General features: G+C 61.2%; 25 protein-coding genes and 1 pseudogene. 6 read left to right on the forward strand and 20 right to left on the reverse strand.

Going from position 1 to position 26,376, the window contains the following annotated elements; all coding sequences use genetic code 11:
* Positions 1-34: 34 nt before the first annotated feature.
* From HF916_RS12535 to HF916_RS12615, 17 genes are all read right to left on the reverse strand, one after another.
* On the reverse strand, positions 35-1,033 hold the full coding sequence (locus tag HF916_RS12535; protein WP_240975526.1) for an alpha/beta hydrolase family protein: 999 nt from the start codon (positions 1,031-1,033) through the stop codon (positions 35-37).
* 159 nt (positions 1,034-1,192) lie between these two features.
* Positions 1,193-2,026, reverse strand: coding sequence for an AraC family transcriptional regulator (locus tag HF916_RS12540; RefSeq protein ID WP_168789277.1), 834 nt, complete (start codon positions 2,024-2,026; stop codon positions 1,193-1,195).
* Between the two features lie 86 nt (positions 2,027-2,112).
* Positions 2,113-3,621 carry a DHA2 family efflux MFS transporter permease subunit gene (locus HF916_RS12545; RefSeq protein ID WP_168789278.1) on the reverse strand — a complete coding sequence of 503 codons (1,509 nt, stop codon included), beginning with the start codon at positions 3,619-3,621 and terminating at the stop codon, positions 2,113-2,115.
* Positions 3,622-3,806: 185 nt separating this feature from the next.
* Positions 3,807-4,484 (reverse strand): glutathione S-transferase, encoded by a 678-nt coding sequence (locus HF916_RS12550; protein WP_168789279.1) that lies wholly within the window; start codon positions 4,482-4,484, stop codon positions 3,807-3,809.
* Between the two features lie 73 nt (positions 4,485-4,557).
* Positions 4,558-5,781 carry a dienelactone hydrolase family protein gene (locus HF916_RS12555; RefSeq protein ID WP_168789280.1) on the reverse strand — a complete coding sequence of 408 codons (1,224 nt, stop codon included), beginning with the start codon at positions 5,779-5,781 and terminating at the stop codon, positions 4,558-4,560.
* A 29-nt stretch (positions 5,782-5,810) separates the two neighbouring features.
* The gene (locus HF916_RS12560; protein ID WP_168789281.1) at positions 5,811-7,451 is read right to left on the reverse strand and encodes an AMP-binding protein; all 1,641 of its coding nucleotides are present in this window, start codon (positions 7,449-7,451) and stop codon (positions 5,811-5,813) included.
* 79 nt (positions 7,452-7,530) lie between these two features.
* Positions 7,531-7,926: a RidA family protein gene (locus HF916_RS12565; RefSeq protein WP_168789282.1), complete on the reverse strand. Its 396-nt coding sequence runs from the start codon at positions 7,924-7,926 to the stop codon at positions 7,531-7,533.
* Positions 7,923-8,366 (reverse strand): acyl-CoA thioesterase, encoded by a 444-nt coding sequence (locus HF916_RS12570; protein ID WP_168789283.1) that lies wholly within the window; start codon positions 8,364-8,366, stop codon positions 7,923-7,925. The genes HF916_RS12565 and HF916_RS12570 overlap by 4 nt, the downstream gene beginning before the upstream one ends.
* On the reverse strand, positions 8,363-9,571 hold the full coding sequence (locus HF916_RS12575) for an acyl-CoA dehydrogenase family protein (RefSeq protein WP_168789284.1): 1,209 nt from the start codon (positions 9,569-9,571) through the stop codon (positions 8,363-8,365). Before HF916_RS12575 ends, HF916_RS12570 begins: the two co-directional genes overlap by 4 nt.
* Position 9,572: 1 nt before the next feature.
* Positions 9,573-10,424, reverse strand: coding sequence for an enoyl-CoA hydratase family protein (locus HF916_RS12580; protein WP_168789285.1), 852 nt, complete (start codon positions 10,422-10,424; stop codon positions 9,573-9,575).
* Between the two features lie 27 nt (positions 10,425-10,451).
* On the reverse strand, positions 10,452-11,012 hold the full coding sequence (locus HF916_RS12585; protein WP_168789286.1) for a MarR family winged helix-turn-helix transcriptional regulator: 561 nt from the start codon (positions 11,010-11,012) through the stop codon (positions 10,452-10,454).
* Complete coding sequence (locus tag HF916_RS12590; RefSeq protein WP_168789287.1) at positions 11,009-11,782, reverse strand: SDR family NAD(P)-dependent oxidoreductase; 774 nt, start codon at positions 11,780-11,782, stop codon at positions 11,009-11,011. The genes HF916_RS12585 and HF916_RS12590 overlap by 4 nt, the downstream gene beginning before the upstream one ends.
* Positions 11,779-14,151, reverse strand: a complete 2,373-nt coding sequence (locus HF916_RS12595; RefSeq protein WP_168789288.1) for a bifunctional salicylyl-CoA 5-hydroxylase/oxidoreductase — start codon at positions 14,149-14,151, stop codon at positions 11,779-11,781. Before HF916_RS12595 ends, HF916_RS12590 begins: the two co-directional genes overlap by 4 nt.
* 276 nt (positions 14,152-14,427) lie before the next feature.
* A complete protein-coding gene (locus tag HF916_RS12600) occupies positions 14,428-15,027 on the reverse strand; it encodes a hypothetical protein (RefSeq protein ID WP_168789289.1) in 600 nt (199 codons plus the stop codon).
* A gap of 858 nt (positions 15,028-15,885) precedes the next feature.
* Positions 15,886-16,443 carry a glycine zipper family protein gene (locus tag HF916_RS12605; RefSeq protein ID WP_206001874.1) on the reverse strand — a complete coding sequence of 186 codons (558 nt, stop codon included), beginning with the start codon at positions 16,441-16,443 and terminating at the stop codon, positions 15,886-15,888.
* Between the two features lie 248 nt (positions 16,444-16,691).
* Positions 16,692-17,489 carry a hypothetical protein gene (locus HF916_RS12610; protein ID WP_168789290.1) on the reverse strand — a complete coding sequence of 266 codons (798 nt, stop codon included), beginning with the start codon at positions 17,487-17,489 and terminating at the stop codon, positions 16,692-16,694.
* 23 nt (positions 17,490-17,512) lie between these two features.
* Entirely contained in the window at positions 17,513-19,054 is a 1,542-nt protein-coding gene (locus tag HF916_RS12615) for a hypothetical protein (protein WP_168789291.1), read from the reverse strand.
* 686 nt (positions 19,055-19,740) lie between these two features.
* On the opposite strand from HF916_RS12615, the gene HF916_RS49915 reads away from it, so the two are divergent.
* The 4 genes from HF916_RS49915 (at position 19,741) to HF916_RS12630 (ending at position 22,638) form a co-directional block, all read left to right on the forward strand.
* A complete protein-coding gene (locus HF916_RS49915) occupies positions 19,741-19,974 on the forward strand; it encodes an immune inhibitor A domain-containing protein (protein ID WP_206001875.1) in 234 nt (77 codons plus the stop codon).
* A gap of 24 nt (positions 19,975-19,998) precedes the next feature.
* The gene (locus HF916_RS49920; protein ID WP_206001876.1) at positions 19,999-20,493 is read left to right on the forward strand and encodes a hypothetical protein; all 495 of its coding nucleotides are present in this window, start codon (positions 19,999-20,001) and stop codon (positions 20,491-20,493) included.
* A gap of 267 nt (positions 20,494-20,760) precedes the next feature.
* A complete protein-coding gene (locus HF916_RS12625; protein WP_168789292.1) occupies positions 20,761-21,150 on the forward strand; it encodes a nucleotide pyrophosphohydrolase in 390 nt (129 codons plus the stop codon).
* A gap of 51 nt (positions 21,151-21,201) precedes the next feature.
* Positions 21,202-22,638, forward strand: a complete 1,437-nt coding sequence (locus HF916_RS12630) for an MFS transporter (RefSeq protein ID WP_168789293.1) — start codon at positions 21,202-21,204, stop codon at positions 22,636-22,638.
* 83 nt (positions 22,639-22,721) lie between these two features.
* Here HF916_RS12630 and HF916_RS12635 read toward each other — a convergent pair whose 3' ends face one another.
* The 3 genes from HF916_RS12635 to HF916_RS12645 form a co-directional block, all read right to left on the reverse strand.
* Positions 22,722-23,492: an SDR family oxidoreductase gene (locus tag HF916_RS12635; protein WP_168789294.1), complete on the reverse strand. Its 771-nt coding sequence runs from the start codon at positions 23,490-23,492 to the stop codon at positions 22,722-22,724.
* A gap of 51 nt (positions 23,493-23,543) precedes the next feature.
* Positions 23,544-24,398, reverse strand: coding sequence for an alpha/beta fold hydrolase (locus HF916_RS12640; protein ID WP_168789295.1), 855 nt, complete (start codon positions 24,396-24,398; stop codon positions 23,544-23,546).
* 92 nt (positions 24,399-24,490) lie between these two features.
* Positions 24,491-25,186, reverse strand: coding sequence for an alpha/beta hydrolase (locus HF916_RS12645; protein WP_168789296.1), 696 nt, complete (start codon positions 25,184-25,186; stop codon positions 24,491-24,493).
* A 173-nt stretch (positions 25,187-25,359) separates the two neighbouring features.
* Here HF916_RS12645 and HF916_RS12650 point away from each other — a divergent pair, with 173 nt between their 5' ends.
* Together HF916_RS12650 and HF916_RS12655 are read left to right on the forward strand one after the other, a co-directional pair.
* Positions 25,360-25,992 (forward strand): CGNR zinc finger domain-containing protein, encoded by a 633-nt coding sequence (locus HF916_RS12650; RefSeq protein WP_168791980.1) that lies wholly within the window; start codon positions 25,360-25,362, stop codon positions 25,990-25,992.
* A 54-nt stretch (positions 25,993-26,046) separates the two neighbouring features.
* Positions 26,047-26,298 (forward strand): annotated as a pseudogene (locus tag HF916_RS12655) (HAD-IA family hydrolase); the annotation flags it as partial.
* Positions 26,299-26,376: the final 78 nt, after the last annotated feature.

Here is a 26,376-nt window from a genome sequence, read left to right on the forward strand (position 1 = left end):
CATACGGGCCAGCGTAGGCAGGAGGATAAGTTTCCTATCGCAGCGTTGCCTCAAAAAACTGCACCACGTCGGCGTTGAATTGCTTATGAAACGCCTCGCGGTCGAAGCCCGGCAGGCTGTTGCAAATTTCCGGCCGTAGCCGGGAAAGACGCGCATCGCAGGGTGGCAGGAAGTCGTAGTGGCCTGCGTTGGCAACGACGTGATATTCGGGCGCGTGGGGCAAGTCGTCGCGCACGGCCTCGTCATAGTAGGGATGCGGCTGATGACGATCGTCGGCAGCGCTCCAGAGCTGGACCGGGGCGCGAACGCCGCCTAGCCTTGCGCTACCGAACGCAAACCCAAACGAAGGCGCGGCGGCGACGACGGCCCTGATGCGCGGATCGTGGACCCAGGCGCCGGCGGGGACATTCGCGCCGGCATGGAGGTCGACGCCGGCATGCCGCAGGGCTTCACACAGATCTTGATCCGGATGAGCCTCGCAAAACGGGGCGATTGTCGACAGATCCGGGATACCGCCTGCTGCCACGAGCACGGTGAAGCCGCCGTTAGAAAAGCCAAACGCACCGACGCGCGCCGCATCCAACTGTGCGTGCCCGTGCCACTTGTCGAGCATGTAATCAACCAGCCCGTGAAGATGGGCAGGACGGCGCCAGAGTTGCAGGACCCGGCTCTGATCATCGAAAGTGTCACCGGCGTGACTGACCGCTGCCACGACGAAGCCCACCTGAGCCAACGCGAGAGCCGTATCGTAATGCCCGCCGTACCAGCTTCCGCCGCCGTGCGACATCACCACGAGTGGCAGGCGATTGCCGGCGATGGGCGCGTCCGCTGCCACAGTCTGGGTGAAATTGCCCAAGACGTGTGACGTCGCCGGCGCATCAGTCGGATACCAGATGCCGACAGTGAGCGGCGGCTCAGCACCATTCGGTATCTTGACCTCCTCAAAGCCGACATTGGCCGCGAAGACGGGCGCGGCCACCAGCCCCAGAAGCAAGGTGACGATGGCCATCAATCTCACGGTGGTTTGCATCATTGTCGTCACTCAAACCGAATCGGACAAAGTAGGCACGGAGAAACGAGCAGTCGTATGAGCGAGACACATCGGTCGCATCGCGCCCATCCTATCAGCCGATAGCGGGGTTACCGGCGATGCACCTGCCACATGCATCGCCGAGACGAGCGGGCGGGCTCCTCAGGTCTTCAACGGCAACCAGATCTCAAGCCCGCCCATCCCGCTGACAGGATCGAATTTCTCGTCATAGCGCTCGAAGTTCGGCGCATCGGCAGGAATATGTCCCGATGCCGGCAGCCACTGATTCCAGATCGTATTCCAGGTGCGCCGGATAGTCGAAATATGCTCGCGATGGCTAAACACCGCATACCGCTGCGGCGAAATACGCAAGCGGCTCAGCTCAGCAGGCAACGCCGAGAAGTCGCTGACTTCAACGCCACTCAGATAATCGATGTTGCCGCTGTCGTCAGCGTTATAACAAACGCCATACGCCACATTGCCGACCTGCCCCGGCACTTTGCCGAAGTAGTCACCAAAGCGCTGCCACTGCGACGGAATCGCGGCACAGGTTTCGCTGGTATAGCGCTCACTCAGGCCCGCGACGAGAAACGCTTTGCCGTCCTCAAAGCGCGGCGGTTCGAGATGGGTAAGCAGGGTTTCGTCCATTTTGATCGGCTCCACGAGGGCGAGATTGTCGAGACGGCCACGCGCGCGCAGCGCGTCGGGCGTGAGCCCGAATTGCTCGCGAAACGCGCGCGTGAATGCCTCGTGAGAACCGTAGCCGGCGTCGATGGCAACCGCGAGGATATCCGGTGCGCCGCTCGCCAGCCGACGCGCCGCTTCGCTCAAGCGACGCCCGCGCACATAGCGCATCACCGAAAACCCCGTGGCCGCTTCGAAGGCGCGCGCCAGATGAAAACGCGACACGCATCCGCCATTGGCGATGTCGTCGAGCGTCAACTCGTGGGCAAAGTGGCTTTCGATAAACCACAGCGCTTTTCCAACCGGGTTCATGTGGGGTCTCATGTCAGCATGGAAGCAGCATAGCGAGCGCCGATCAGGGGTGTTTGATCGGGATTGCGGTTCTGCGGAAACGCGTTTTAATAGTTCTCGGTCACGGTTTTGTTGCCCGTGGCGGTGGAATGTCCATCCGTTGCCGTCACGTTGTGACCGTGAGCGTCTTCACTCGAACCCGCACCACCCGCGCGCCCCGTCCGCAACAACAAGCCACCCAGAATCCCCGCCACCGCCGCAAAAATCGCCCCAAACAAAAACGCGACGTGATACCCGCTATTCAGCGCCGCCACGGCATCGCCAGACGATGCCTGCATCGCGTCACTCCGCGCTGCGGCAAGACTCGCGAGCACCGCGAGCCCAAGCGCGCCACCCATCATGAACGACGTATTGACGATACCCGACGCGAGCCCCGAATCGCTAGGATCGACATCGCTCATAGCGGCCAGCAGCATCGGATTAAAGACGATACCTGCGCCGACGCCAAGCAGAATCATCCCCGGCATAACATCGAGCACAAAACTGCCGCCAACCGGCGCGCGAGCGAACAACGCAAGACCGCAAGCCGCGACCAGCAGCCCCACGGCTAGAGGAACACGCAGCCCAAAGCGCATCACCACCCGCGCCGACAGCCCGAGCGAAAAGAACCCCATAATCAGATTAGCGGGCAGGAACGCAAGCCCAACCTGCAACGGCCGATAGCCAAGCACACGCTGCAAATACAGCGCGGAGATAAAGAACCAGGCGAACATCGCCGCCGCCCACAGCACGCCGACCACATTCGCAGTCGCGACATTACGCAAGCGGAACAGACCCAGCGGCATCAACGGATGCTGCACGCGCGATTCAATCACCAGGAACACGGCCAGCAGCGCCAGCGCCGCAAACAGCAAACCAAGCGTCTGCGCCGAAGTCCAACCCGCCTCATTACCATTCACCACCGCATACACGGCCAGCATCAGCGACACAGTGACGGATACCGCGCCGGCCACATCGAGGCGCTCGCCATGTGCATGCCCGCGCGCGGACGGCAACAGCGCGACACAGAGCGCGTACACAGCAATACCAATGGGCAGATTGACGAGAAAGATCCAATGCCAGCTCAGCAGATTAGTGAGCAGCCCGCCGAGCAACACACCGATACTGCCGCCACCCGCACACACGAACCCGTACACGCCCATGGCTTTCGCGCGCTCGCCGGGCTCGGTGAACAGATTCATGATGAGCGACAGCGAAACCGCCGAGACGATGGCACCCGCTACACCTTGAACCGCACGCGCACAAACCAGCAGCCCTTGTGAGTTCGAAATGCCGCAGGCAAGCGACGCCAGCGTAAACAACGTGATACCGATAAGAAACAGCTTGCGATGCCCATACAGATCGCCGAGCCGCCCACCGAGCAGCAGGCAACCGCCGAACGTCAGCATATACGCATTCACCACCCACACGAGCGACGTCTCGGTAAACCCAAGATCCGCCGCGATGGACGGCAGCGCAACGTTCACGATCGTCGTATCGAGCACGATCATGAGCACGCCGAGGCACAGCACGATCAGTGCGAGCCAGCGTTTGTTGCCGTGGATGGAATGGGTCATGCAGGCGACTCCTTAGGCATGGTCGATCGAATGCCGAGCATGCCGCTGCCGAAACAGGCACCGCGCCAAAAGAACCGGCGCAGTCCAGCCCAACCGGTAGGCAACTCGTTGACGACAATAGGATTTGTCAGTCTAGCATCCGCGAATTTCGACCCACAACTACGAGTTCCAGGTTTGCGCGAACCTCAATCGCCGCCGAGCAATTCGTACTTGCCGCCGCGCTCCAACGCCCGCTGATAAGCCGGCCTCGCATGAATGCGCTTGAGGAAATCGACCACTGCCGGAATTTGACCTTCCATCCCGCCGCGCGCCGTGGCGGCTTCGAGCGGGAAACTCATCTGTACATCAGCCGCCGTGAAGTCGCTGCCGACGAACCAACCGGTCGCGCTCAGTTCTTTGTTGATGTAACCCAGGTGCAGCTTCAACTGCGGATCGATGAAACTCGATTGCAGCGTGCCGGCGATTTTGCGCGCGATCGGCTTGGCGAAAAACGGCATCGGCGCGCTGGCAATCCGCAGCGCCACGAGCTTGAGCAGCAGCGGCGGCATCGCCGAACCTTCAGCGTAATGCAGCCAGTATGTATAACGCAGCCGCTCCGGCGTGCCCGGTGCCGGCGCAAAACGTCCCTGCCCGTATTTGTCGATCAGATACTCGATGATCGCGCCCGATTCGGCGATAGTCTGGCCGTCGTCGGTAATCACGGGCGACTTGCCGAGCGGATGCACCGCGCGCAATTCGGGCGGCGCGAGCATCGTCTTCGGATCGCGCTGGTAGCGCTTGATCTCGTACGGAACGCCGAGTTCTTCGAGCAGCCACAACACACGTTGCGAGCGGGAGTTATTCAGATGATGGACGATCAGCATGGGTCGAGGGACGGTGGCCAGTAAGGTGTCACATCATAAGGATGTTGTGCAGAGGCGGGCCTCTAGTCGCACTTCACACGCGTGATTTGCTACCCATCAACTGATTCGACGGCAGCGTTTCGTCGAGCAGCTTGCGCGCGCTCTCGATACCGGCCACCGGCAGTCCCTCGGGGTTCAACAAGCCCACCTGCACCAGCACGGAAGCCTGATCCCAATAGATGTGCTCGTTATAGAGCTTGTCGCCTCGGAAACAAACGACCGCGAGCATGGGCACCTCGAAATACTTACCGGTCGGTGCAACGCCGGGCAGCAACCAGTCGATTTCGCAGCTATGTGTGCAGCTAAAAATAAATTCATCGACGATGCGATCCGCACCGATGGTGCGCGAAATCGGAATCAGCTTCGTATCGACGGGATTCGAGTTGACGAAGTGATGCGTATAGAAACGCTTCAGGTTGTCATGACCGACTCCGCCGGTCATGGTCGGAACGTGATTGACATAGGGTTGCGCGACCATGGTCGGCATGACGGCATCCACGTCGCGCGTGGCGAACTCATAGTAGCAATGCGCTTCCCACAGCGCGTTGAGATCGTAGACCGGCCCGAGCACTTTGCGCAGCAGCGCGAGCGTACGCGAATACGCCATCATCGCTGCGGGCTTGTCGTATTGCGGGCGCGACGGTGCCGCGAACGCGTGACCGCAACCCGGGTACACGTATTGCTCGATTTGCGGCCGCGTGCGCAATGCGGCGCTGATGCGTTCGCGGATTTCCGGCGGGCAGTGCGAGTCGTTTTCGGGGAAGTGGAACACCATCGGGCAGCGAATCGCGGGCACTTCATCCAGATGCGCTTCGAGGCCGACGCCGTAGTAGCTGACCGCGCAGTCGACATCGGTTCGCGCGGCGCTCAGGAACGCGAGCTTGCCGCCGAGGCAGTAGCCCACCGTGCCGACTTTGCCGGCCTGTTCAGGCATGGCACGCATTGCGGTGAGCGTGGCGGCGATATCGTCGATGGCCCGATCCGTGTCGAACTGACCGAGATAGTCGAGCGCCTGTTTCATGTCGGCTTCGCCGTAACCGAGCACGATGCCCGGTTTGATCCGCCAGAACAGATCGGGCACCAGCACCACATAACCCTCTTCGGCGAAGCGGTCGGCCATCGCCTTCATCGTGTCATTGATGCCGAAAATTTCCTGCAGCAGCACGAGTCCCGGGCCCGACCCTTGCGCGGGGCGCGCGACGTAGGCATTGAAACGGCCGCCATCCTGGGCGACGACTTCGATGAAAGAGGCGGTCATGCGGTGTGTCTCCATGCAGGTAATTTGAGCTATGCCATCGTACGCAATTCGAAGCGTTTGAGCTTGCCGGTTTCGGTGCGCGGCAATGAATCGACGAAAACGATGATGCGTGGATATTTATACGGCGCCACGCTATTTTTCACGAAATCCTGCAGTTGTGCGACCAGTTTGCCGTCGCGCTCGTAACCGGGATTCACCACGACGAACGCCTTGACGATCTGCCCGCGGGTGTCGTCCGGCACGCCGATCACGCCGCATTCGGACACCGCGTCGTGTTGCAGCAGGACGCTTTCCACTTCGGGCCCGGAGATGTTGTAGCCGGCGGAGACGATCATATCGTCGGCGCGCGCCTGGTAGAACACGTAGCCGTCTTCGTCGAGATAGACGGAATCGCCGGGCAGATTCCAGCCGTCGCGCACGAACTTCTTCTGCCGCTCGTCGGCGAGATAGCGGCAGCCGGTCGGGCCACGCACCGCGAGTTTGCCAATCGTGCCGGGCGCGACCGGCTGCATGTCGTCATCCACGGCTTGCACGACGTAACCCGGCACCGCGCGGCCGATGGCGTTCGGGCGAATCTCGTCGCCCTGCGCCGAAATGAAAATGTGGATCAACTCGGTGCCGCCAATACCGTCGATCATGTCGATGTCGGTCGCGTCACGCCACAGACGCCGTGTCGAATCCGGCAACGCCTCACCCGCCGACACGGTTTTTTTCAACGAAGAGATGTCGTGGTGCGCAACCAGCGGCGCCATCTGTCGATAGAAAGTCGGCGCGGTGAACATGACGGTCGCATGAAACCGCTCGACGGTCTGCAACAATGTCTCGGGCGTGAGCCTCTCGATCAGCACCGTGGATGCGCCCACTCGCAACGGAAAACACAGTAAGCCGCCAAGCCCGAACGTAAACGCGAGCGGCGGTGTGCCGCAAAAAATATCGCTCGACGTCGGCTTGAGCACGTGACGCGGAAACAGATCGCACATGGCCACGACATCGCGATGAAAGTGCATGCAGCCTTTCGGCGCGCCGGTCGTGCCGCTGGTGAAGGCGATCAGACAGACGTCATCGGCGGCGGTGTCGCACGCGGAGAAGTGGTCGGGCTTGTTGATCGCGAGCGTGTCGAGCGAATCGGCGGCGTCGTCGTGGAAGAGGCGCGTTTGCTTCAGGCCCGCGCAGTAAAACTCGTCTTCTGGATCGCTGCAGCGCGCGAGTTCGGCGGTCAGACGGGCGTCGCACAACGCTGCACCAACTTGCGCTTTCTCGATGATCTGCTTCAGTTCCTTGGCTCGCAGGAGTGGCATGGTCGGCACCACGACGAGCCCGGCCTTCAGCGCCGCGAGCGCGGTCACCGCCATATGCAGCGTATTCGGGCCGCGCAGTAAAACGCGGTTGCCGGGCTGCAGTCCCATTTCGTCGACCAGCACGTGCGCGCTGCGATTCACGAGCGCCAGCAATTCACCGTATGTGGTGGCGCGCGGCGTGCCATCCACATCGGACCAGATCGCGGGGTCATCCCGATGGCCCGCGTCGATGGTTCTGTCGAGCAACTCCGTCGCGCAGTTCAAGCGCGCCGGGTACGCGACGTCCGGATTGTCGAGCAGAAAGACGGGCCACTGATCCTGCGGCGGAAGATTGTCGCGCGCGAAGGTATCGACGTGTGCTGACGGTTCCATCATGGTCTCCCGGGCGTTGAGCCGGCTAAATGCGCTTCGGTTGGCTTGGTGGGTTCTTTTCGTGTGCTTTGTTGCTCTGTTACTGAGGGACCACCGCGGTCGCCTCGATTTCAACTTTCGCTTCGTCTTCGATTAGCGCAACCACTTGAACCGCGCTCATCGCGATGTCGTAGTCGCCGATCAACTCGCGAAACGCGCGGCCGATGTCTTTCAACGACGCGAGATATTCACGTTTGTCGGTGACGTACCACGTCAATCGCACCAGGTGCTCGGGCTTGCCGCCTGCCTCATGCAAAACGGCGAGCACGTTCTTGAGCGCCTGGATGGCTTGCGCGGCGAAGTCGGTCGTCTGGAAACGCGCCTGTTCGTCCCAGCCGATCTGGCCGGCGATGAACACCTGCGTGCCGGTTGCCGCGACGCCGTTAGCGTAACCACGCGGCTTGACCCAGCCGGCGGGGAGAAGAGCTTTTTTCATGAGCGATGCGCCTCAGTGGAGTCGGGCTGTGGGGCAAACGTCGCGAGCGCGCTCGCGATGTCGGCGGGAATGTCGATGGATGTGCCGCGTTCGAGCGACGTCGTTACAAGCACCTGTTTCGCGCGGAAACGGGTTTCGCCGTTGCAATGGCCGACGATCTCGATGCTGATCGAGCGTCGGCCGATCGCGATAACGTTGAGTGTCAGCGTGATCGTTTCGCCCATCTGGCTCGGCCGCGAAAACTCGCAATCAAGTTTGACGATCGGCAAACCGAGGCGGCGTTGCGCGATCATGTGCGCGTAGTCGATATGCAGGCCTTCGTTGAACCAGTCTTCGACCAGCGCGTTGGTCATCACCAGATATTGCGGGAAGAACACGATGCCCGCCGGATCACAGTGCGAGAAGCGAATGCGTACGGGCCGTTCGAAAGACGCGCTCATTTGGCGTTGTCTCCGGCAGTCGCGGCTGCGTGCGCTTTCAACAGATCGCGTCCGATAATCAGTTGCTGCACTTCGGTCGCGCCTTCGTAAATGCGCAGTGCGCGGATCTCGCGATACAGCATCTCGACGGCCGTGCCGCTTTGCACACCCATGCCGCCGTAGAGTTGCACGGCTGCGTCGATCACCTGTTGCGCGCCTTCGCTCGCATGCCATTTCGCCATCGCGGCTTCACGCGTGACGCTTTCGCCTTGATCGCGCAGCCACGCAGCGCGGTAGACCAGCAACGCGCTGCTGTCGATGGTCAACGCCATCTGCGCGAGTTTGGCTTGCGTCAGTTGAAAATCGCCGAGCGTCTGCCCGAACATCTTGCGCGACGCAGCGCGTGCGAGACCTTCGGCCATCGCATGACGCGCGAAGCCGAGCGACGCAGCCGCCACGGAGGTACGGAAAATATCCAGCGTGCGCATGGCGAGCTTGAACCCTTCGCCGGGCGCGCCGAGCATCTGGCTGCGCGGCACGCGCGCGCCGGCAAAATGCAAACGCGCGAGCGGATGCGGCGCGATCACGTCGATGCGTTCAGCGATCTCCAGTCCTGGCGTATCCGCATCGACAATGAATGCGCTGATGCCGCGCGCACCGGGCGCTTCGCCGGTTCTTGCGAACACCACATAGAAATCGGCGATGCCGCCGTTGGAGATCCACGTCTTGTCGCCGTCGAGCACGTAGGCGTCGCCGTCCTCGCGAGCGGAGAGCGCCATGGCGGCGACGTCGGAGCCGGCTTCAGGTTCGGACAGCGCGAACGCTGCGAGCGCCGTGCCGTTGGCGACGCGCGGCAGATAGCGGGTCTTTTGTTCGTGCGTGCCGCCGAGCGAGATGGCGCCCGAACCGAGTCCCTGCATCGCCAATGCGAAATCCGCGAGTCCGGAATGTTTGGCAAGCGTTTCGCGCAGCAGGCAAACGGCGCGCGTGTCGATCGTGTCGCCGTGGCCGCCGTACGCGACGCCGCCCACGCCATATTTCAGCCAGCCCGCCGCGCCGAGTTCACGCACCAGACGGCGACAGGTTGCATCGACGTCCTTGTGGTCTTCGTGCGAGAGGTTCGCGCGGCACCATGCCTCGATACCCGCAGCCAGTTCGCGATGGCGCGGCTCGAAGAACGGCCACGCCAGCGCGCTATGCAGATCCAGATCGGTGTTGGCGCTCAATTCAATCTCCTTCGAACACCGGACGCGACTTCGCGGCAAACGCACTGTAGGCGCGCTCGAAATCGCGAGTGCTCATGCAGATGGCTTGGGCTTGCGCTTCCGACTCGATCGCTTCGTCGATACTCATGCTCCATTCCTGATGCAGCATCTTCTTGGTGATGCCGTGTGCGAAAGTCGGACCGGCGACGAGATCGGCGGCGAGCTTGTGCGCTTCTTCAAGCAGCGCGGCGGGTTCGCACAACCGGTTGTAGAAGCCCCATGCGTGGCCTTCGTCGCCGCTTGCCGAGCGTCCGGTGAAGAGCAGTTCGGCGGCGCGTCCCTGGCCGATGATGCGGGGCAGAATCGCGCAAGCGCCCATATCGCAGCCGGCGAGACCGACGCGCGAAAACAGAAAAGCGAGCTTGCTGCGCGCGGTGCCGAGCCGCATGTCGGACGACATCGCGAGAATCGCGCCGGCGCCGGCGCAGACGCCGTCGACCGCTGCAATGACCGGTTGCGGGCAATGGCGCATGGCTTTCACCAGATCGCCGGTCATGCGCGTGAAGAGCAGCAACTCAGGCATCGGCAGATCGATCAGCGGCGCGATGATGTCGTGCACGTCGCCGCCGGAACAGAAGTTTTCACCTGCGCCGTGAATCACCACGGCCTTGACATCGGTCGCATAGGTCAATTGCCGGAACAGATCGCGCAACTCCGCATACGACTCGAAAGTCAGCGGATTCTTGCGCTCGGGGCGGTTCAGCGTGATCGTCGCGACCTTGTCGGCGACCGACCAGCCGAAGTGCCGCGCTTCGTAGCCGGCCAGCGTGAGGCGATTGCCGGCCAGCAGGGCGTCGGCGTTGGATCGTGTCATGAGTCTCTCTCCGCGGTTCGATGTCGATCAGTCTTTCAGACTGTCGAGCAGATGTTGCTTGAGTTTGCCGAGGCGCTGATGGGTCCGCGATTTTTCATCGAGACTCAAACCGCCGAACAGTTCGACCACCCATTGCTCGTGCGCGACCGCCATCTTGTCGAACGCTTTGCGTCCGGCCGGCGTCAGGCACACGCTGATCGAGCGTCGGTCGTTCGGATCGTTATCGCGCGACACCAGGCCTTCTTTTTCGAGCTGATCCGTGATGCCGGTGATGTTCCCGCCCGTCACCATCAAGCGACGCGACAGTTCGGTCATCTTCAAGCCTTCAGGATGACGCTCCAACTGCGCCATCAGATCGAAACGCGGCAACGTGGTGTCGAATTCGTTGCGCAGACGCTTGCGCAGTTCCGCTTGCACGAGGTTGGTCGTCGTCAGCATGCGCAGCCACAGACGCAAGCCCATGTGGCTATCCGCGCCCGTGCTCATTTCGAGGTCCACGACGTTCTCCGCGGGTTTGGGGACGCCTTTGCGCGGCGGTTTCGTGTCAGCCGCCGCCGCGGGCTTCTTGATGTTCGATGACTTGGTCACATGACTTCTCCACCGGAGATGGAAATGGATTGCCCCGTGATGGCGTCCGAGCCGGGTTGGCAGAGCCAGAGCACCGCATTGGCGACCTGTTCCGGACTCACGAAGCGATGTTGCGGATTCGAGCGAAGCAAGCTTTCGCGCGCCTGTTGCTCGGTGCGCGAGGTCTTGCCGGTGATCTGTTCAAGCGATGCGTGCAGCAGTTCTGTTTCCGTGTAACCGGGGCAAACGGCGTTGACGGTGACGCCTTTTTTCGCGACTTCCAGCGCAAGCGAACGGGTGAGACCGATCACGCCATGTTTCGCGGCGCAATAGGCGGCGACGTACGCGTAGCCGATCTGTCCCGCCGTGCTGGCCACGTTGACGATACGTCCGTGGCCGCGTTCGAGCATGCCGGGCAATACCGCGCGCGTGCCGAGAAAGACGCCGGTGAGATTCACGTCCAGCATGCGCTGCCAGAGCGCCATGTCGGTGTGCGTGAACGGCGCGGCCTGCGCCTGGCCCGCGTTGTTGATGAGGATGTCGACAGCGCCGGCCTCGGTGAATGCACTCGCGACGGAGTCTTCCTGCGTGACGTCGACGCTGATGCAAGCCACGTCGCCCAGCGCGCGACATTTCTCGCGCTGCATGTCGAGACGTTCCGCGTTGCGGCCCATCAACGTGACGCGCGCGCCGGCGCGTAGCAGAGCTTCCGCGACGGCGGAGCCGATGCCGCTGCCGCCGCCGGTGACGACCGCATGCTGGCCCGCGAGGGTGGAATTGAGCGTGTTCACACGGTTCCTTCGGCGCGTTGCGCGCGTTCTTGCGCCGACAGTCCGGCGTTCGCGGCGGCTTGAGCGCGCTCGCGTTCGAGGTTGCGTTCGAGTTGAGACTTCGCTGCGGTGTAGGGCTTCGGCCACATCACGTCGAAATAGCCGATCTTGGCCGCTTCGTTCAACGTCCACGAAGGATTCGCCAGATGCGGGCGCGCAATCGCGCACAGATCCGCGCGGCCCGCCGCGATGATGCTGTTCACGTGATCCGCTTCGGAGATCGCGCCGACCGCGATCGTCGCGATGCCCGCTTCGTTGCGCACGCGGTCGGCGAACGGGGTCTGGAACATGCGGCCGAATACCGGCTTTTCTTCCTTGCTGACCTGGCCCGACGAGACATCGATCATGTCTGCGCCGGCTGCCTTGAAGGCTTGGGCGATCTTGACTGCGTCGTCGGGTGTCGTGCCGCCTTCGACCCAATCGTTCGCCGAGATACGCACGGAAATCGGCTTGTCCTGCGGCCAGACCGCGCGGATCGACTTGAAAACCTGCAACGGATAGCGCAGACGATTTTCGAGCGAGCCGCCGTATTCGTCAGTTCGGTGATTGGTGAGCGGCGACAGGAAGCTCGACAGGAAATAGCCGTGCGCGCAATGCAATTCGAGCCAGTCGAAGCCTGCCTCGGCCGACATTTGTGTGGCGCGGACGAACTGCGCTTCGATTTCGCGCAGTTCGTCTTGCGTGGCTTCGCGCGAATGCTGGCTGACGTCACGCAGATATTGTTGCGGCGATGCGGAGATGAGCGGCCAGTTGCCTTCCGCGAGTGGCTGATCGATGCCTTCCCACGAGACACGTGTTGAACCTTTCGCGCCGGAATGGCCGATCTGGATGCCAATCTTCGCATCCGACTGACGATGCACGAGGTCGACGATACGCTTCCAGGCGGTGAGATGCTCGGGCGCATACATGCCGGGACACGCGGGCGTAATGCGCGCTTCGGGGGAGACGCAGGTCATTTCCGTCATGACCAGCCCTGCGCCGCCCATGGCGCGAGCGCCGAGATGCATCAGGTGATAGTCGCCCGCAATGCCGTCGACGGCGGAGTATTGCGCCATGGGCGATACCACTACGCGGTTTTTGAGCGTCACGCTACGCAACGTGAAGGGCGTGAACATGGGCGGGACGGAGTGCTTCTCGGGCGCGCGATTCACGCCGGAGCGCTGGGCGAGCCAGTCTTCGAAACCGGATAGATACTGCGCGTCACGTTCACGCAAATTCTCGTGTGGGATGCGCTGCGAGCGCGTGAGCAGCGAATACGCGAACTGTTCCGGCTCGAACGACGTATAGCGGTCGACATGCTCGAACCATTCCGTCGAATTACGCGCCGCGTTCTGAATACGCAATACGTCGATGCTGCGCACGTCGGTGTAATGCTTCAGCGCGGCCGACAGATCACCCGGATGCGCGCCCATGCTGTTGGCGAGTTCGATCGAATCTTCGAGCGCGAGCTTGGTGCCTGAGCCGATCGAGAAGTGGGCAGTATGCGCGGCGTCGCCCATGAGGACGACCGGCGTTTGCGTGCCGTCAGCGTTGCTGCGCCAATGCACCCATTCGTCGTTGACGACACGTGGGAAACGAATCCACTGCGACGAGCCGCGCAAATGCGTCGCGTTCGACAGCAGGGCGTTGCCGTCCAGATACTTCGCGAACAGTTTCTCGCAGAAGGCGATGCTGTCTTCCTTGCTCATTTCGTCGAGGCCGGCAGCACGCCACACGCGCTCCGGCGCTTCGACGATGAACGTGGAGGTCTGATCGTCGAAACGATAAGCGTGCGCCTGGAACCAGCCGAATTCGGTTTCCTCGAAGGCGAAGGTGAAGGCGTCGAAGAGTTTTTTGGTGCCGAGCCAGACGAAGCGGCAATCGCGCATGTCGATGGCGGGCCGATAGGTGGCCGCGTACTTTTGACGAACCGCGCTGTTGGCGCCGTCGCAGGCGATGATCAGGTCGGCTTCGTAGACGCTGTCGTCCGTGACCTGGGTTTCGAAAACCAGCTTGACGCCGAGTTCTTCGCAGCGCGCCTGCAGGATATTCAGCAGACGCTTACGGCCGATGCCGCAGAAGCCGTGACCCGACGAACGGATTTGCCGGCCGCGGAAATTGATCTCGATGTCGTCCCAGTGATTGAAGGCATCGAGGATCGCGTCGGCGCTGGGGGCGTCGGCGGCGCGCAGATTGCCGAGCGTCTGGTCGGAGAAGACGACGCCCCAGCCGAAGGTGTCGTAGGGACGGTTGCGCTCGACGACCGTGACGTCGTAGGCCGGGTTCCGGCTTTTCATCAAGAGGCCGAAGTACAGGCCGGCTGGGCCGCCACCAATGCAAACGATGCGCATGCTTGTTCCCCATATGTGAACGCTGCTGATGGGGGTAATTTAGGCTTCGATAGTTTAGATGTCAAGTAAATTTGGGGGTGGAGGGCGCGTCGGTGCCCGCCAACATGACGAGCACCGACGGCCTACGGCGTTCACATTGCGATAGATCGGAAAGTTGAAACCATCATCTCGCTGTACGCGCAGGCATTAAAGAGCAAAAACTTGCGCCCAACCTCGGGCCCGGCTCCCTTCATGAAAGCGCAATAGCGAGCAAGCGCGAACCTATCCAGGACTCGACTAGCGAAAGCCGTAGACCAGGACCTTTTTCCCCTCAAAGCTTTCTTGCACACCTTGCGTGCAACTCGGGGGGCATATTGTGCCGTCCGGCGTCTGGCCAGCTACGGTGACCGCCTTGGAGACAACCGATTCGACGACCGACCCGTCGGCAGCGACGACGATTTGCAGGTCAGTCTCGACGCCGGCCGGCACGGGTCCGGCGGTATAGATGATTTGCATGGTGCCGGTGCAATCCGAGTTCACCGTGTAGGTGCCGTTCTGGTTCGGATTGAATGTCGTCTGCCCCCCTTTCGGCAGGCCGGCGATTACCCCGTAGTCGGTGCGTGAGAATTGGCCTGCACCGTTGAACGTCACGAGGGCGACGTCATCGAGGATAGACGGGGACGCGTACGGATGCACCAAATTATCCGGACCGATCAATCCAAGAATTTGTCCGTGACCGATAAACGCATACGGTCCCTTTAGCGTTGCGTTCGAACAAAGGCCGCCGGAATGGTCGCCGCCGCCCGCATGCTCGCCGCCGCCAGCCTGCGCGGCGCCGCTGAGCGAGAGAAGCGCAACGGCAGTTGCCGACAGAATGCATAAATGCTTGATCTTCATGGTCATCTCCTTGTTAGCGAATCAGGCGTTTAACATCACAGCGCGCAGGAGGGCTGTCGCCTGGCTGGATCAGGTGTCCAATTCAAACAAACAAAATTAAAAATCGCCGCCGTTTGCGGAGCAAGCAATGAGAGAACGCGAGGCCGTGGGTGCGGCCGGCTGTTCCGGAGAGTGAGGCGAGAAAGGCCAGGCGTAGGCCAAAGCAATCAATGGCGAAATGCTTCACCAAGCGGTCATTTTTCGCTCGATGTCGGCGGACACGTGCGGAAGGGGTGCACACAAGCACGCGCAATGGTGACTTCGTGAGTCGGCCACGCTTTAAAGTCGCATAGCAAAAAAAGTGTAATCCACGATATGCGGGGGTGCCAGATGAATATCGGACAAAAGACAGGCGCATTCAGAATCGCGTGATGAGGACAATGCGCAATCGGCGGTTAGCGAATGACTGCGGAGGCCTCATAGGTCGGCCGGCACGTAGGCGGGATTGTCGACGTCACGGCAACACGGCAACACGGCAACACGGCAACACGGCACTCTGGCCGAGTTGCACCAAAGCAAGCTCTCGTACGTGGACTTGCGGTCGTTCGTTGGTGAATTGCACGAAGCCCGAGTTCCATCATCCTTGCGTTGACGTACCTCGCGATTCGCGCTCATGCCAACATCGCGATCGGGCGGTAGATACATCAACCCAATGTGTGCCGGCACGACGCGCCGAACTCGACACGATCCTGTCGGCCGCGATCTGGATTGGCTTGTCGGAGCAACGAACCACTTCTGATGCGACAGCAGGCTAACGCTGTTGGTGAACCATGGCCGCATCTTCACGCGCCAGAGTGAGAAGCGCGTTAGCTCGGACAGTCAGTAAGACCAGTAGCCGAAGCGTTGCGGGTAGCCATAAACGACGGGAGCCGGTGCATACGCGACGGGAGGCGGAGCGTAGACAGGCGCGGTGGTATAGACGGCCGGCTGGGAAATACTGTTGCCCTTCGAGGCCATGCATTGCGCGTAGGCGGCGTTGTATCGCGCCTGCAGACTGGCCGAAGTGGCTTGCGCGCCGTTTGCACCGACGGCACTGCCAAGCAGCAGGCCCGCGCCCGCACCGATCGCTGCGCCAATGCCGGCGTCGCCTGCCGCAGCGCCGAGCAGCGCGCCAGCGGCCGCTCCGCCCACGGTTCCGATCGCACTGCTGCCGACGCCCTCAGGTATTGCGCCGTGTGCCGGTGCGGCGGCATTGTCCGAGCGGAACGCGTAATCCCGGCAAGCGTAGTCTTCCTGCTGGAACACGCTTATCGGTTTGCCGCCTGGCGGCAATGCAACGACCGACGGGCCGGTCGGCGGCATGACGGCGCAGCCGGTGAGCGCAACGGTGACCAAGCATACGGGCAAGGCTATGCGCGCGGTTCTTAAGAGCTTCATGATGTCACGTCCCCTGATTCGATGACGCCATCTTGAACGCGCACAATTAGCCCTGAATTAGCTTGACGCCGCGCAGGGCGGGCGAGGGTTTGTCTAACCCCATTCCTTCATCACCGCCGTCGGCTTCCCGGGATGATTCCACCATAGCTATGACGCGCTTGAGGTTGTACGCCAATACCCGAAGCTTGCGGATAGTCGCCTGACGCGACTAAACAGCAATGTCCGATGCGCTATCGGCCGTTACGGCATCACCCGCCGCTCGGAAAATACGATGCGTCGACGAGATAGTGCTCGCGGGTGAACGCGCCGTAGATATATTGCGGATTCTCGACGTCCTTGTTGTAGTACTCGTGCCACCAGCTTGCCGACTGCCAGATCGCCTCGGGGCAACTGGACCGGCTCTCAAGTCCGGGCGTGAGATCGAATCCATTGGCCGCATACGCCGTCTCCAGCATCGCGGCCGAAGGCATGCCGAAGCCTTCGCCCAATGGATTCGACGGCACGCCGCAACCCCAGGCATAGCCTATCCAACGCAGCAGCAGACTCGACAGATCAATCGACATGCGCTCACGGTGCAGTTGCGTGAGACTCGCTTGAATCGCTTCGCCCGCGACGGGCCACACGATGAGCGCCACGTTCGGATACTGTTCGGGGGAATCGATATGCGCGAGCGTGCCTGTCTGGATCGCATTGCAGATGGGCGCAAATCCGTCCGGCGGATACCAGGCTTCCGGCGAAAGCGACACGCTGATCACTTCCGTGTCTTTCGTCGCGGCTTTGCTTTTCACGCCAATGAACATCGCCTGCGACCACGAACTCGGCGACATGTCACTGCGCACGTGCGCCTGCGCGAGTCTCAAGCGGAACGACAGTGGATCGGCGCCGCCGATCAACAGGATGAAACTGTGCTCCTTGATGCCTTTCAACGGGACGCTCTTGAGCGCCCGGTTGATCCACACGATGTTGCCTTCCTTCTTCTTCCGTGTCAGCGCGAGCAGATTCTTATTGCGGGCTGCCGCTCTGGACCGGCGTGCGATGACTGACATGATGGTGGTCTCCCTTGATCGTTTCAGTGAGCGGCCGTCAGTTTGAAATGCGCGCTCCAACGCGTTTTCGCATTCACTTCCTGATCGCGATGAAGCGGCACGCAGTCGACCTGAACATTGAGAGACCCGCCCACACGTTGAATGCAGAGCATCAGCGCAAGATTGCCTCTCATCGTTGACGAGGGGCGAGGGTTGAGGGTCGTCGGCAGCAGGAGCGACTGATAGTCGCCCAGGCTGCCGAATCTCGATGGCGGATCGCCGGGGTTAGGGTGCGTGGGCCAGGGATCGCGTGGCCCGAACCAGCCGGCAATCGCCGACTTGACCTTCTTGAATTCGTCGATCCCAAGCGACTTGACCAGCGACGTGGGCGATGAAATCACTTCATAGACCGGGCCGCGGTTCAACGTATCGGCGCGCAGTATCCTGCCCCAGTGAACATCGCCGGTCAGGCAGGTCAGCGGCAATCCCGCAGTCGAGACGCGTTCGATCTGTTCCACCATGAAGCGATAGTCGGCTTCGTAATTCGCCAACTCGTAGTCCGCAACGTGGCCATCGAACGCGCTCGCCGGATCGGCAAAGAGCGATTGTCCCGTCAATAGAAAACCGTAACGGGGGTTGGGCATGTTCGCGGAGGCAACGAGCGTGTTCACCCATGCGGCGAGCGCGTCGCGGCCCGCGTTGCCAAGCAGCGCACCTGACGGGTTGAGCATGGTTGCGTGATCAGGCGCATTGCCGACGCCTCTTTCGCGCTGACTGCGCGTATCCAGCAACAGGATCGAAAGAGGCTCTATGTCGATCACGCGTGGCTGCCCCAGCGGGCCCGGGTAGCCTTGCTGAAACATGCTGAAGCCGATTTCGGCTGCGGTGCGCCAGCGGTCCCTGCCCGCTTCGGTCCAACTATTCTGGATGAGCGGGCTCTTGAAGGGGGCGTTGTTCCAGTACTCGTGATCATCGGGAATCGACGCGACGGGCGCCAGCGAGAGCAATTGCGGAAACCCTTCTGGAATGCCGCTTCCATTCGCGGGCGACGCACCGGGCGCATACCAGTTGCTCACGTAGTCTTCCTGGAACTTTGCTTCGAGCCAGGCCTGGTTATTCGAAAAGTTGAGTTCCGTGGGCAGGTCCAGATAGACCTGATCGCCTGCGAACAGCACGAGGTCTGGACGCGGCTTATATGACGAGATCCATCTGCCCGCTTCGCCGTGCCGGTCCTGTGCGCCGTGAAAACATGACAGAAGCAGCAGATTGAATCGCTCACCGAATTCCTGAGGGATCGCTTGAGGCAGGGTGCGAAATGACCGCACGACGGGCGCGATGGCGTCGAGGCTCAATCCGGCTTCATGCTCGGAAGCCGGCGCAAGGCCACTGAATTCGACAACCGTGGAGCAGAAAGGGAGCTTTCCCTGAACTTTCCAGCACTGCAGCGGGCGCACGGTCGAAGGCACGACCGGTTTGCCGCCGAGTGTCCAGGCCAGCGCCGATGCAGTGCCATTGGCAGCCGCGAGAATGCCGGCCCATACGCGTAACGTCGTGGCGTTATCGGCGACGTGATTCACAAGAGACACGATCATTTCGATGGCCCGGAAGAATGATTCGTTCTTGTGTTTCGAACGGGCAATACCTGTCCGGCGCAATCAAAGTTGCGCGGACGAGCACGGCATTCGATGGCCCACTCGATCAGGATGGAATTCTCCAATCAGCATAGAAATAGACCTGACAATTTGTAATGAGGGTTTTCCGGACCACCAGACAGGCGATCAATCGCTCCAACGTGCGGAAGTCAACATTCAATCAGGCGCGCAAGGCGTATGAAAGCATCGTTGAAAGCAAAAAAGAAAACTAATGCGCCGACGGTCTATCCAGGGCGGCTGACGGGCGAGAGAGCCATCCGGGGAAGCTGCATTCGGTCGAGGAGATCGATACGGAAATGCAGAAACGCTTCGGGAACATGAATCCCCGAGAGCCTGTCTCCGATCCTGATGAACGGAGGTGATTGCCATGCGTTGCCACGTCAAGCCTATCCGCAATCATGTTTGCACCCACGCGTTTTGCCGCGTGCCGCTGTCGCCAGACGCAATCGCTCAACTCTATGCGCGCTTCATGGAGCTCAAGGAAAAGCGCCGGTTGCCAAAGAGCATGACGTTCGACTAGTACTATTCTGTTTGGCGCAGCAGCAGGCGCGGCGAGAATTTCGTGGGTCTGGACGACGGCGCTCTTTATCATCCATGCGGGCGGCGGAGCGGAGCAGACATTGTCGCGCGACGACGTATGGAGCCACAAATGGGTCATTCCAGACGGCGTGAAGGTTGGCCCCAAACTTACCGTGCAAACTTATCTGACGGTGCCGGAAGATTGCAACATGGGCGTATGCGCGCACGAATGGGGACATCTCGCCGCGCGCTGGGCCGACTACTACGACACGGGCCGCGTTCAGCAGATGCAGTCGAACGGGCTCGGCAATTACTGTCTGATGGCGGCGGGCTAGTGGGGCAACAACGGACTGACGCCCGTGCTTCCGAACGGCATGCTGCGCATGTTTCATAGCTGGATCGAACCAAGGCTCGTCACGAAGACGACGAAGAACATTGACCTCGAACCCGCGGCCGAGGGCGGCAGCATCGTCTATATCAACAACGCTGCGCGAATGGTCGAAGAGCAGTACATCATCGTCGAGTATCGGCGGCGACGCGGACAGGATTCGTTTGCGCCGGATAAGGGCGTGGCAATCTATGTCGTGGACGAGCGGATCGACAACGTCAACGACGAACAGCATCTCGCCATCGAACTGATGCAGGCCGACAACCGGCGCGATCTCGCGAAGATTTTCGAACAGGGTAATCGCCGCGACTCGACGGACCTGTATCCGAACGGCACCAAACGCTCGATCGGCAAGGCAACCAAGCCCGCGCTCCATTTGCCCGATGGCAAATGGAGCGGCGTGACGATCACCGTGTCGGGAACGCCTGGGGCTGACAAGATGAAAATTAGCGTGACGATGGAGTGAGGCGGGCGCAGCGCAGTATCGGCGAAGGCCGGACCGGACGAGATGAACGCGTTCGGTCGGGCCTCCCGTGCGCGAGGTAATGACTCTTCTGTTCCGAGAGCTGCCGCTTAACTGATCGTGCGGCTACCCGCCAAAATGGGGCGAAAGTAGCGCTGACGCGACAGACTATATCTCGCGGTCACATACGAGTTTCCTTGGTGTTGCGTGTCAAGATGGCGGAGACCGGTCCCTACCAGTATGCTATCGGACTCGGCGATCGATCCACGCATGCAACACGGGAGCAACGTGAAAAAGACGGAGTTGCGAAACGACCTATTGGAACTGCGCGAACTCATCCGCGAGTTTGTCAGCGAGCGCGACTGGGACCAATTCCACACGCCGAAGAATCTGGCAACGGCGCTAAGTGTCGAGGCAAGCGAACTGCTCGAACCTTTTCAATGGCTTGTTTCGGGTGACAAAAGCGAACTCGACGAAGCGAAGGAAACAGCTATCCGACACGAAATGGCCGACGTTCTGGTGTACCTCGTTCGCCTCGCCGACAAGATGGATGTCGACCTGTTTCAGGCTGTGGTGGAAAAGATGGCGCTCAATCGGCAAAAATATCCCGTCGACAAAGTGCGCGGCGACTCGCGAAAGTACTCCGAGTACAAAGACTAAAGCAGCGAGCCGTTCTCGCAGCCTCACCCCGCAATTCAGGAGTGTCAGCCGATGTCGGCTTCGTCATCCGCCACCGCACACCCCGGCGCTTCCTCGCTGATCACCTCGCTGGTCGCGGCCGCGTTGTTCATGGAAAACCTCGACGGCTCGATTATCGCAACCGCGCTGCCGCAAATGGCGCATTCGTTTCATATCACGCCGGTCGAGCTGAGCATCGGCATCACCTCGTATCTGTTGACGCTCGCGGTATTCATCCCGATCAGCGGCTGGATCGCCGACCGGGTCGGCGTGCGCACGGTGTTCACGGCGGCGCTTGCGATCTTTACCTCCGCATCGGTGCTGTGCGGATTGACCGACAACCTCGTCGAATTCACCGGCGCGCGGATTTTGCAAGGCATAGGCGGCGCGATGATGGTGCCGGTGGGACGGCTCGCCGTGTTGCGCGCCACGCCGAAAGAAGGCCTGATGCGCGCGATCTCGATCATCACGTGGCCGGGGCTGGTCGCGCCGGTCCTCGGACCGCCGCTCGGCGGCTTCATCACGACGTACTCGTCGTGGCGCTGGATCTTCTATCTGAACGTGCCGCTCGGACTCGTGGGCATGGTGCTGGCCTGGCGCTTCATCAGCGCGGAACGCGACACGGATCGCCGTCCGTTCGACATGCTGGGTTTCGTGCTGACCGGCGTCGCGGGCACCTCGGTGATGTACGCGATGGAGGCGATCGGCCGCGCGGACTCGTCATGGCGCACGGCGTTGGTGTTTCTGGCAATCGGTCTCGCGGCTTGCGCGGGGGCGTGGTTTCATCTGCGACGCAGCGCGCATCCGATGGTCGATCTGTCGGCGTTCCGGATCAAGACGTTCATGGTGGCGATCGGCGGCGGGTCGCTGTTCCGGATTGCGATCGGCTCGGTGCCGTTCCTGCTTCCGCTGATGTTTCAGGTCGGCTTCGGCATGAATCCGTTTCAGTCGGGCTTGCTCACGCTCGGAGTATTCGCCGGCAATCTGTCGACGAAACTCGTCACGACGCGGATCTTGCGGCGCTTCGGCTTTCGCTCGGTGCTCCTGTACAACGGCGCGTTCGCCGCGGTGACGCTGGCGAGCATGAGTCTGCTGACGGCCTCCACGCCGTATGGATGGATCCTTTTCGCGTTATTCGTCAGCGGCGTCGCGCGGTCGTTGCAATTCACGGCGATCAACACGCTCGGCTTCGCGGATGTGCCGAAGCAGCAGATGAGCGGCGCGTCGACCTTATCGAGCACCTTGGGTCAGATGACGATGGGGATGGGCGTCGCGGCTGGTGCGATCGCGTTGCGGATCGCCGCGTGGTGGCACGGACACGACGCACAAACATTGGCGCCGGCCGATTTCACGATCGCGTTTCTGATAATGGCGGCATTGAGCGTGATCGCGATAGCGGATGTCATTTCGTTGTCGCCTGATGCTGGCGCGCATGTCAGCGGGCATCGGCGGGCGGGCGAAAAGTCGTGACGAAACGGGTGAACTGCACACCCAACGTTCTACGCCCGGCTTAGACAATAAATCCGCGACACCCGAACATCGCGGCCCGCGACTCAAATCGACTTCACTTCTCCACCGTCCATCCGCAAGCTCGATCCTGTCATCCAGCGCGCCTCGGGCGATACGACAAACGCCATCAACGCGGCAATCTCCTCCGGCGTGCCGTAACGCGTAATACCGGCTTCAACGGGAAACTTTGCCGTCGCTTCTTCGACGGACATGTTGTGCAGCGGAGCCCAACGCTCCAGATACGAGCGGCGCCGGCCGGTCATCACGGGCCCCGGCAGCACGCTGTTCACCTGCACGCCATCGGTGATGCCACGATCCGAGAACGCTTTCGCCAGCGCCACGATCGCCGCGTTGATCGTGCCCACGGCCGCATAGGGCGCCTTGGGGAACAGCGCAGAATTCCCCGACATCAGCACGACCGATCCTGAACTCTCCTTCAGCGCCGGCCACGCCGCGATCGTCAATCGACGTGCGCCGTGCAGCTTGAGCGCGAGACCGCGGTCCCATTGCTCGTCGGTCATCTCCAGCACATCGATCTGCGGCACCGCGCCGGCAATGTTGAGCAAGGCGTCGATCCGCCCGAACGTCGCGAGCGTCTGCTCGACGACTTGCCGCGCGACGTCGGGTTCAGAGAGGTCGACGTCGATAACGAGCGTCGCGGCGCCGGCCTTCTTCACCTCCACAGCGGTTTCTTCGAGGTTCGCGCGGTTGCGTGCCACGAGCACAATCGAATCAAAATCCCGCGCCAGTCTGATGGCGGTCGAACGACCGATACCCTGGCTTGCGCCCGTCACGATGGCGACTTTGCTGGACATGTTGCTTCTCCTGATTGATTGAATGAAGCACGGTTCAGTGCTTCGGATAGGTCAGTGGTCGAGGAAGTCCGAAATTGCCGCGGCGATTTCCGTGGCGTGCGTCTCCAGCGCGAAGTGGCCGGTATCGAAGAAGCGCACCACGGCGCCCGGAATGTCGCGCCTGAATGCGTCGGCGCCAGCGGGCAGAAAGAAGGGATCGTTTTTTCCCCACACGGCGAGCAGGGGCGGTTGATGCGTGCGGAAGTATTGCTGGAATGCCGGGTACAGCGCGACGTTGCTTTGATAGTCGCGGAACAGATCGAGTTGTACCTCGTGCGCACCCGGCCGGCTCAGATAGAAGTCGTCGAGCGAGTAACCGTCAGGCGACACGGACGCCGTGTCGGACACACCGTGCGTGTACTGCCAGACGGTCGTTTCGTGCGTCAGCAGCGCGCGAAGCGCGTCCCGATTCGACGGCGAAGCGTCTTGCCAATAGGCACGGATAGGATTCCAGCCTTCGCTCAATCCTTCTTCGTAGGCGTTGCCGTTCTGCGAAATGATCGCGGTGATTCGCTCGGGATGGCGGATTGCAAGGCGGAAACCGGTCGGCGCACCGTAGTCGAATACATAGACCGCAAAACGGTCGAAGCCGATCACCTCTGTGAAATGCTCGATAACGTTGGCGATGTTGTCGAACGTGTAAGCAAAATCGTCGCGACTGGGCATGTCGGACTGCCCGAAGCCCGGCAGATCCGGCGCGACGATATGGAAACGGTCGGCGAGCTTCGGAATCAGGTCCCGAAACATATGGCTCGAACTCGGAAAGCCGTGCAGGAGCAGCAGCTTTGGCGCGCCCGGGCGGCCGGCTTCGCGGTAGAACACCTTGAAGCCGTCGACGTCGGCGTGACGATAGGCAATTGAAGTCATGATTTCCCTCCTGAGGGGAACAGAGTTAAACGGGTGACGTAGGCGCCGTGCGATGTTGGGTATCGCAGGTCGCATAGAACTCGCGGATAACGTTAGCGAGCGGAAACCGACTGGACTGCTTCGGCGATGACATGCGTCACAGCATCCGAAGCCGTCACGATCGGCGTGTGGTCGGCCTGATACGACCGCACGTGCGCATTCATGCGAGCCGCCATGAAATGCTGGGTTTCAGGGTTGATCATCCGGTCCTGTTCGGCGATCAGGAACCAGCTTGGACGATCTTTCCACAGCGGACGCCCGACTGCTTCGCCAATGCACGCCACGGAAATCGGACGCTGCACCGCAGCGAGCATCGCCAATTCTTGCTGCGTTGCGTGCTGCGCAAACGCCTGGGCGAACGCCTCTTGCGGCAGCCATATCAATCCGTGTCGATCCGGCGCGAGTGTCGGCGCCAGCGGATGCGTTTCGCCGCGATAGAACACGTCACCGACCGTTTCGCCTTCATCGGGTGCCAGCGCGGCGACGTAGACCAATGCCCTGATTTTTTCGGACCGGCTCGATCCGATCACGGCGCCGGCATACGCATGGCCGGCTAGCACCACCGGGCCATCGATCCCTTCGAGCGTCCGGTCGAGCGCGGCCACGTCCTCGCTCAGCGACGTGAGCGGCAGCGGAGCCGCAACCGCATCGATCCCCTGTTTCTTCAGACCTTCGATCACCTTGCCCCAGCTCGATCCGTCCGCCCACGCGCCGTGCACCAGCACTGCGCTCGCCTTGCCAGAAGACATGTCCCACTCCTTTGAAGATAGTGAATGCTGCTTGCGAAATGCGGCCAGATTCGCCGTATCTAGGTAACCTGTTTGACGCTGTTTTAAAGGTTACTTATTTAAGATGTAACTTGTCAAGTGCGTTTTTAGTGGTTACGATACTGACATCGTCATTGCAGATTGATCACAAGAAAATGGACTACCGTCAGATTCCCGCGATATTCGTAGCCGATGCGCCGGGCCTCGATTTCCTGAACTCGGTCGCGACGCCGGTGGATGAACAGGTCGACTGGATCAGCGATGGAGGCGGATTGCTGGCCTGGCTGGAGCAGGCTGGACTGGCACCGCGCGCCGCGCTTGCGGCACTGCGGTCGCAGTCCACGCCGGCCGAACTCGACGCTGTGGCGGAGCAGGCTCGCGCGCTGCGCGAGTGGTTCAGGGTATTTGCGCAGAAGAGGAAGGGGCGGCCGTTGACCGCGAGAGATTTGCGTGAGCTCGCGCCGCTGAATCAACTGCTCGAGCGCGACGACCGGTATGGAGAAATCGTCGCCGATGCGACGGGCGAAGTGTCGCCTTTTGAGTTCCGGACGAATCGGCGTTGGAAGTCGCCGGAGTCATTGCTGATGCCCATCGCGGAAGCGTTGGCGAACCTGGTGTGTGTCGAGGACTTCACGCACGTGAAGGCATGTGAAGGTCCGCGCTGCACGCTGATGTTTGCCGATCACACGCGGGGGCACGCGCGCCGCTGGTGCAGCATGGCAATTTGCGGGAATCGCGCGAAGGTGGCCGCTCACCGGAAGCGGCTCAAGGAACAGCAAGGCGAGTGACGTAACGTGGTTCGCGAGTCAGCGTTGTACTGAGGTCTGTTTGGGAGGCGTGATATGGACCACATCAAAGCAATTGCATTCGATTTGTACGGCACCCTTTACGATGTCCACTCAGTGGTGGCGCGGTGCGATGAACAATTTCCGGGGCGCGGGCGTGAAATCAGCACGCTCTGGCGACAGAAGCAACTCGAATACACGTGGCTGCGGAGTCTGATGAACCGCTACGTTACCTTCGAGCAGGCGACGGAAGACGCATTGCGCTTTACCTGCCGGCACCTTCGGTTCGATCTGGATGATGAAGCCTACCCGACTGGCAACTGCAAGGTCTTGACGGATTGCTAGCGCTATTCGATGGCGGCGCCGGCGGGTCGACGCAGCGCTGAT

This window comes from Paraburkholderia aromaticivorans (genome assembly GCF_012689525.1).
In the GTDB taxonomy this organism is placed as follows: domain Bacteria; phylum Pseudomonadota; class Gammaproteobacteria; order Burkholderiales; family Burkholderiaceae; genus Paraburkholderia; species Paraburkholderia aromaticivorans_A.

Bases quoted from the DNA above. Each gene is read 5' to 3' on its own strand.
- HF916_RS12545 (WP_168789278.1), bottom strand. From the start codon at position 3,621: ATGACCCATTCCATCCACGGCAACAAACGCTGGCTCGCACTGATCGTG.
- HF916_RS12535 (WP_240975526.1), bottom strand. From the start codon at position 1,033: ATGATGCAAACCACCGTGAGATTGATGGCCATCGTCACCTTGCTTCTG.
- HF916_RS12625 (WP_168789292.1), top strand. From the start codon at position 20,761: ATGCAACACGGGAGCAACGTGAAAAAGACGGAGTTGCGAAACGACCTA.
- HF916_RS12610 (WP_168789290.1), bottom strand. From the start codon at position 17,489: ATGTCAGTCATCGCACGCCGGTCCAGAGCGGCAGCCCGCAATAAGAAT.
- HF916_RS12550 (WP_168789279.1), bottom strand. From the start codon at position 4,484: ATGCTGATCGTCCATCATCTGAATAACTCCCGCTCGCAACGTGTGTTG.
- HF916_RS12565 (WP_168789282.1), bottom strand. From the start codon at position 7,926: ATGAAAAAAGCTCTTCTCCCCGCCGGCTGGGTCAAGCCGCGTGGTTAC.
- HF916_RS12580 (WP_168789285.1), bottom strand. From the start codon at position 10,424: ATGACACGATCCAACGCCGACGCCCTGCTGGCCGGCAATCGCCTCACG.
- HF916_RS12555 (WP_168789280.1), bottom strand. From the start codon at position 5,781: ATGACCGCCTCTTTCATCGAAGTCGTCGCCCAGGATGGCGGCCGTTTC.
- HF916_RS12650 (WP_168791980.1), top strand. From the start codon at position 25,360: ATGGACTACCGTCAGATTCCCGCGATATTCGTAGCCGATGCGCCGGGC.
- HF916_RS12540 (WP_168789277.1), bottom strand. From the start codon at position 2,026: ATGAACCCGGTTGGAAAAGCGCTGTGGTTTATCGAAAGCCACTTTGCC.
- HF916_RS12560 (WP_168789281.1), bottom strand. From the start codon at position 7,451: ATGGAACCGTCAGCACACGTCGATACCTTCGCGCGCGACAATCTTCCG.
- HF916_RS12570 (WP_168789283.1), bottom strand. From the start codon at position 8,366: ATGAGCGCGTCTTTCGAACGGCCCGTACGCATTCGCTTCTCGCACTGT.
- HF916_RS12605 (WP_206001874.1), bottom strand. From the start codon at position 16,443: ATGAAGCTCTTAAGAACCGCGCGCATAGCCTTGCCCGTATGCTTGGTC.
- HF916_RS12600 (WP_168789289.1), bottom strand. From the start codon at position 15,027: ATGAAGATCAAGCATTTATGCATTCTGTCGGCAACTGCCGTTGCGCTT.
- HF916_RS12645 (WP_168789296.1), bottom strand. From the start codon at position 25,186: ATGTCTTCTGGCAAGGCGAGCGCAGTGCTGGTGCACGGCGCGTGGGCG.
- HF916_RS12640 (WP_168789295.1), bottom strand. From the start codon at position 24,398: ATGACTTCAATTGCCTATCGTCACGCCGACGTCGACGGCTTCAAGGTG.
- HF916_RS12595 (WP_168789288.1), bottom strand. From the start codon at position 14,151: ATGCGCATCGTTTGCATTGGTGGCGGCCCAGCCGGCCTGTACTTCGGC.
- HF916_RS12635 (WP_168789294.1), bottom strand. From the start codon at position 23,492: ATGTCCAGCAAAGTCGCCATCGTGACGGGCGCAAGCCAGGGTATCGGT.
- HF916_RS12630 (WP_168789293.1), top strand. From the start codon at position 21,202: ATGTCGGCTTCGTCATCCGCCACCGCACACCCCGGCGCTTCCTCGCTG.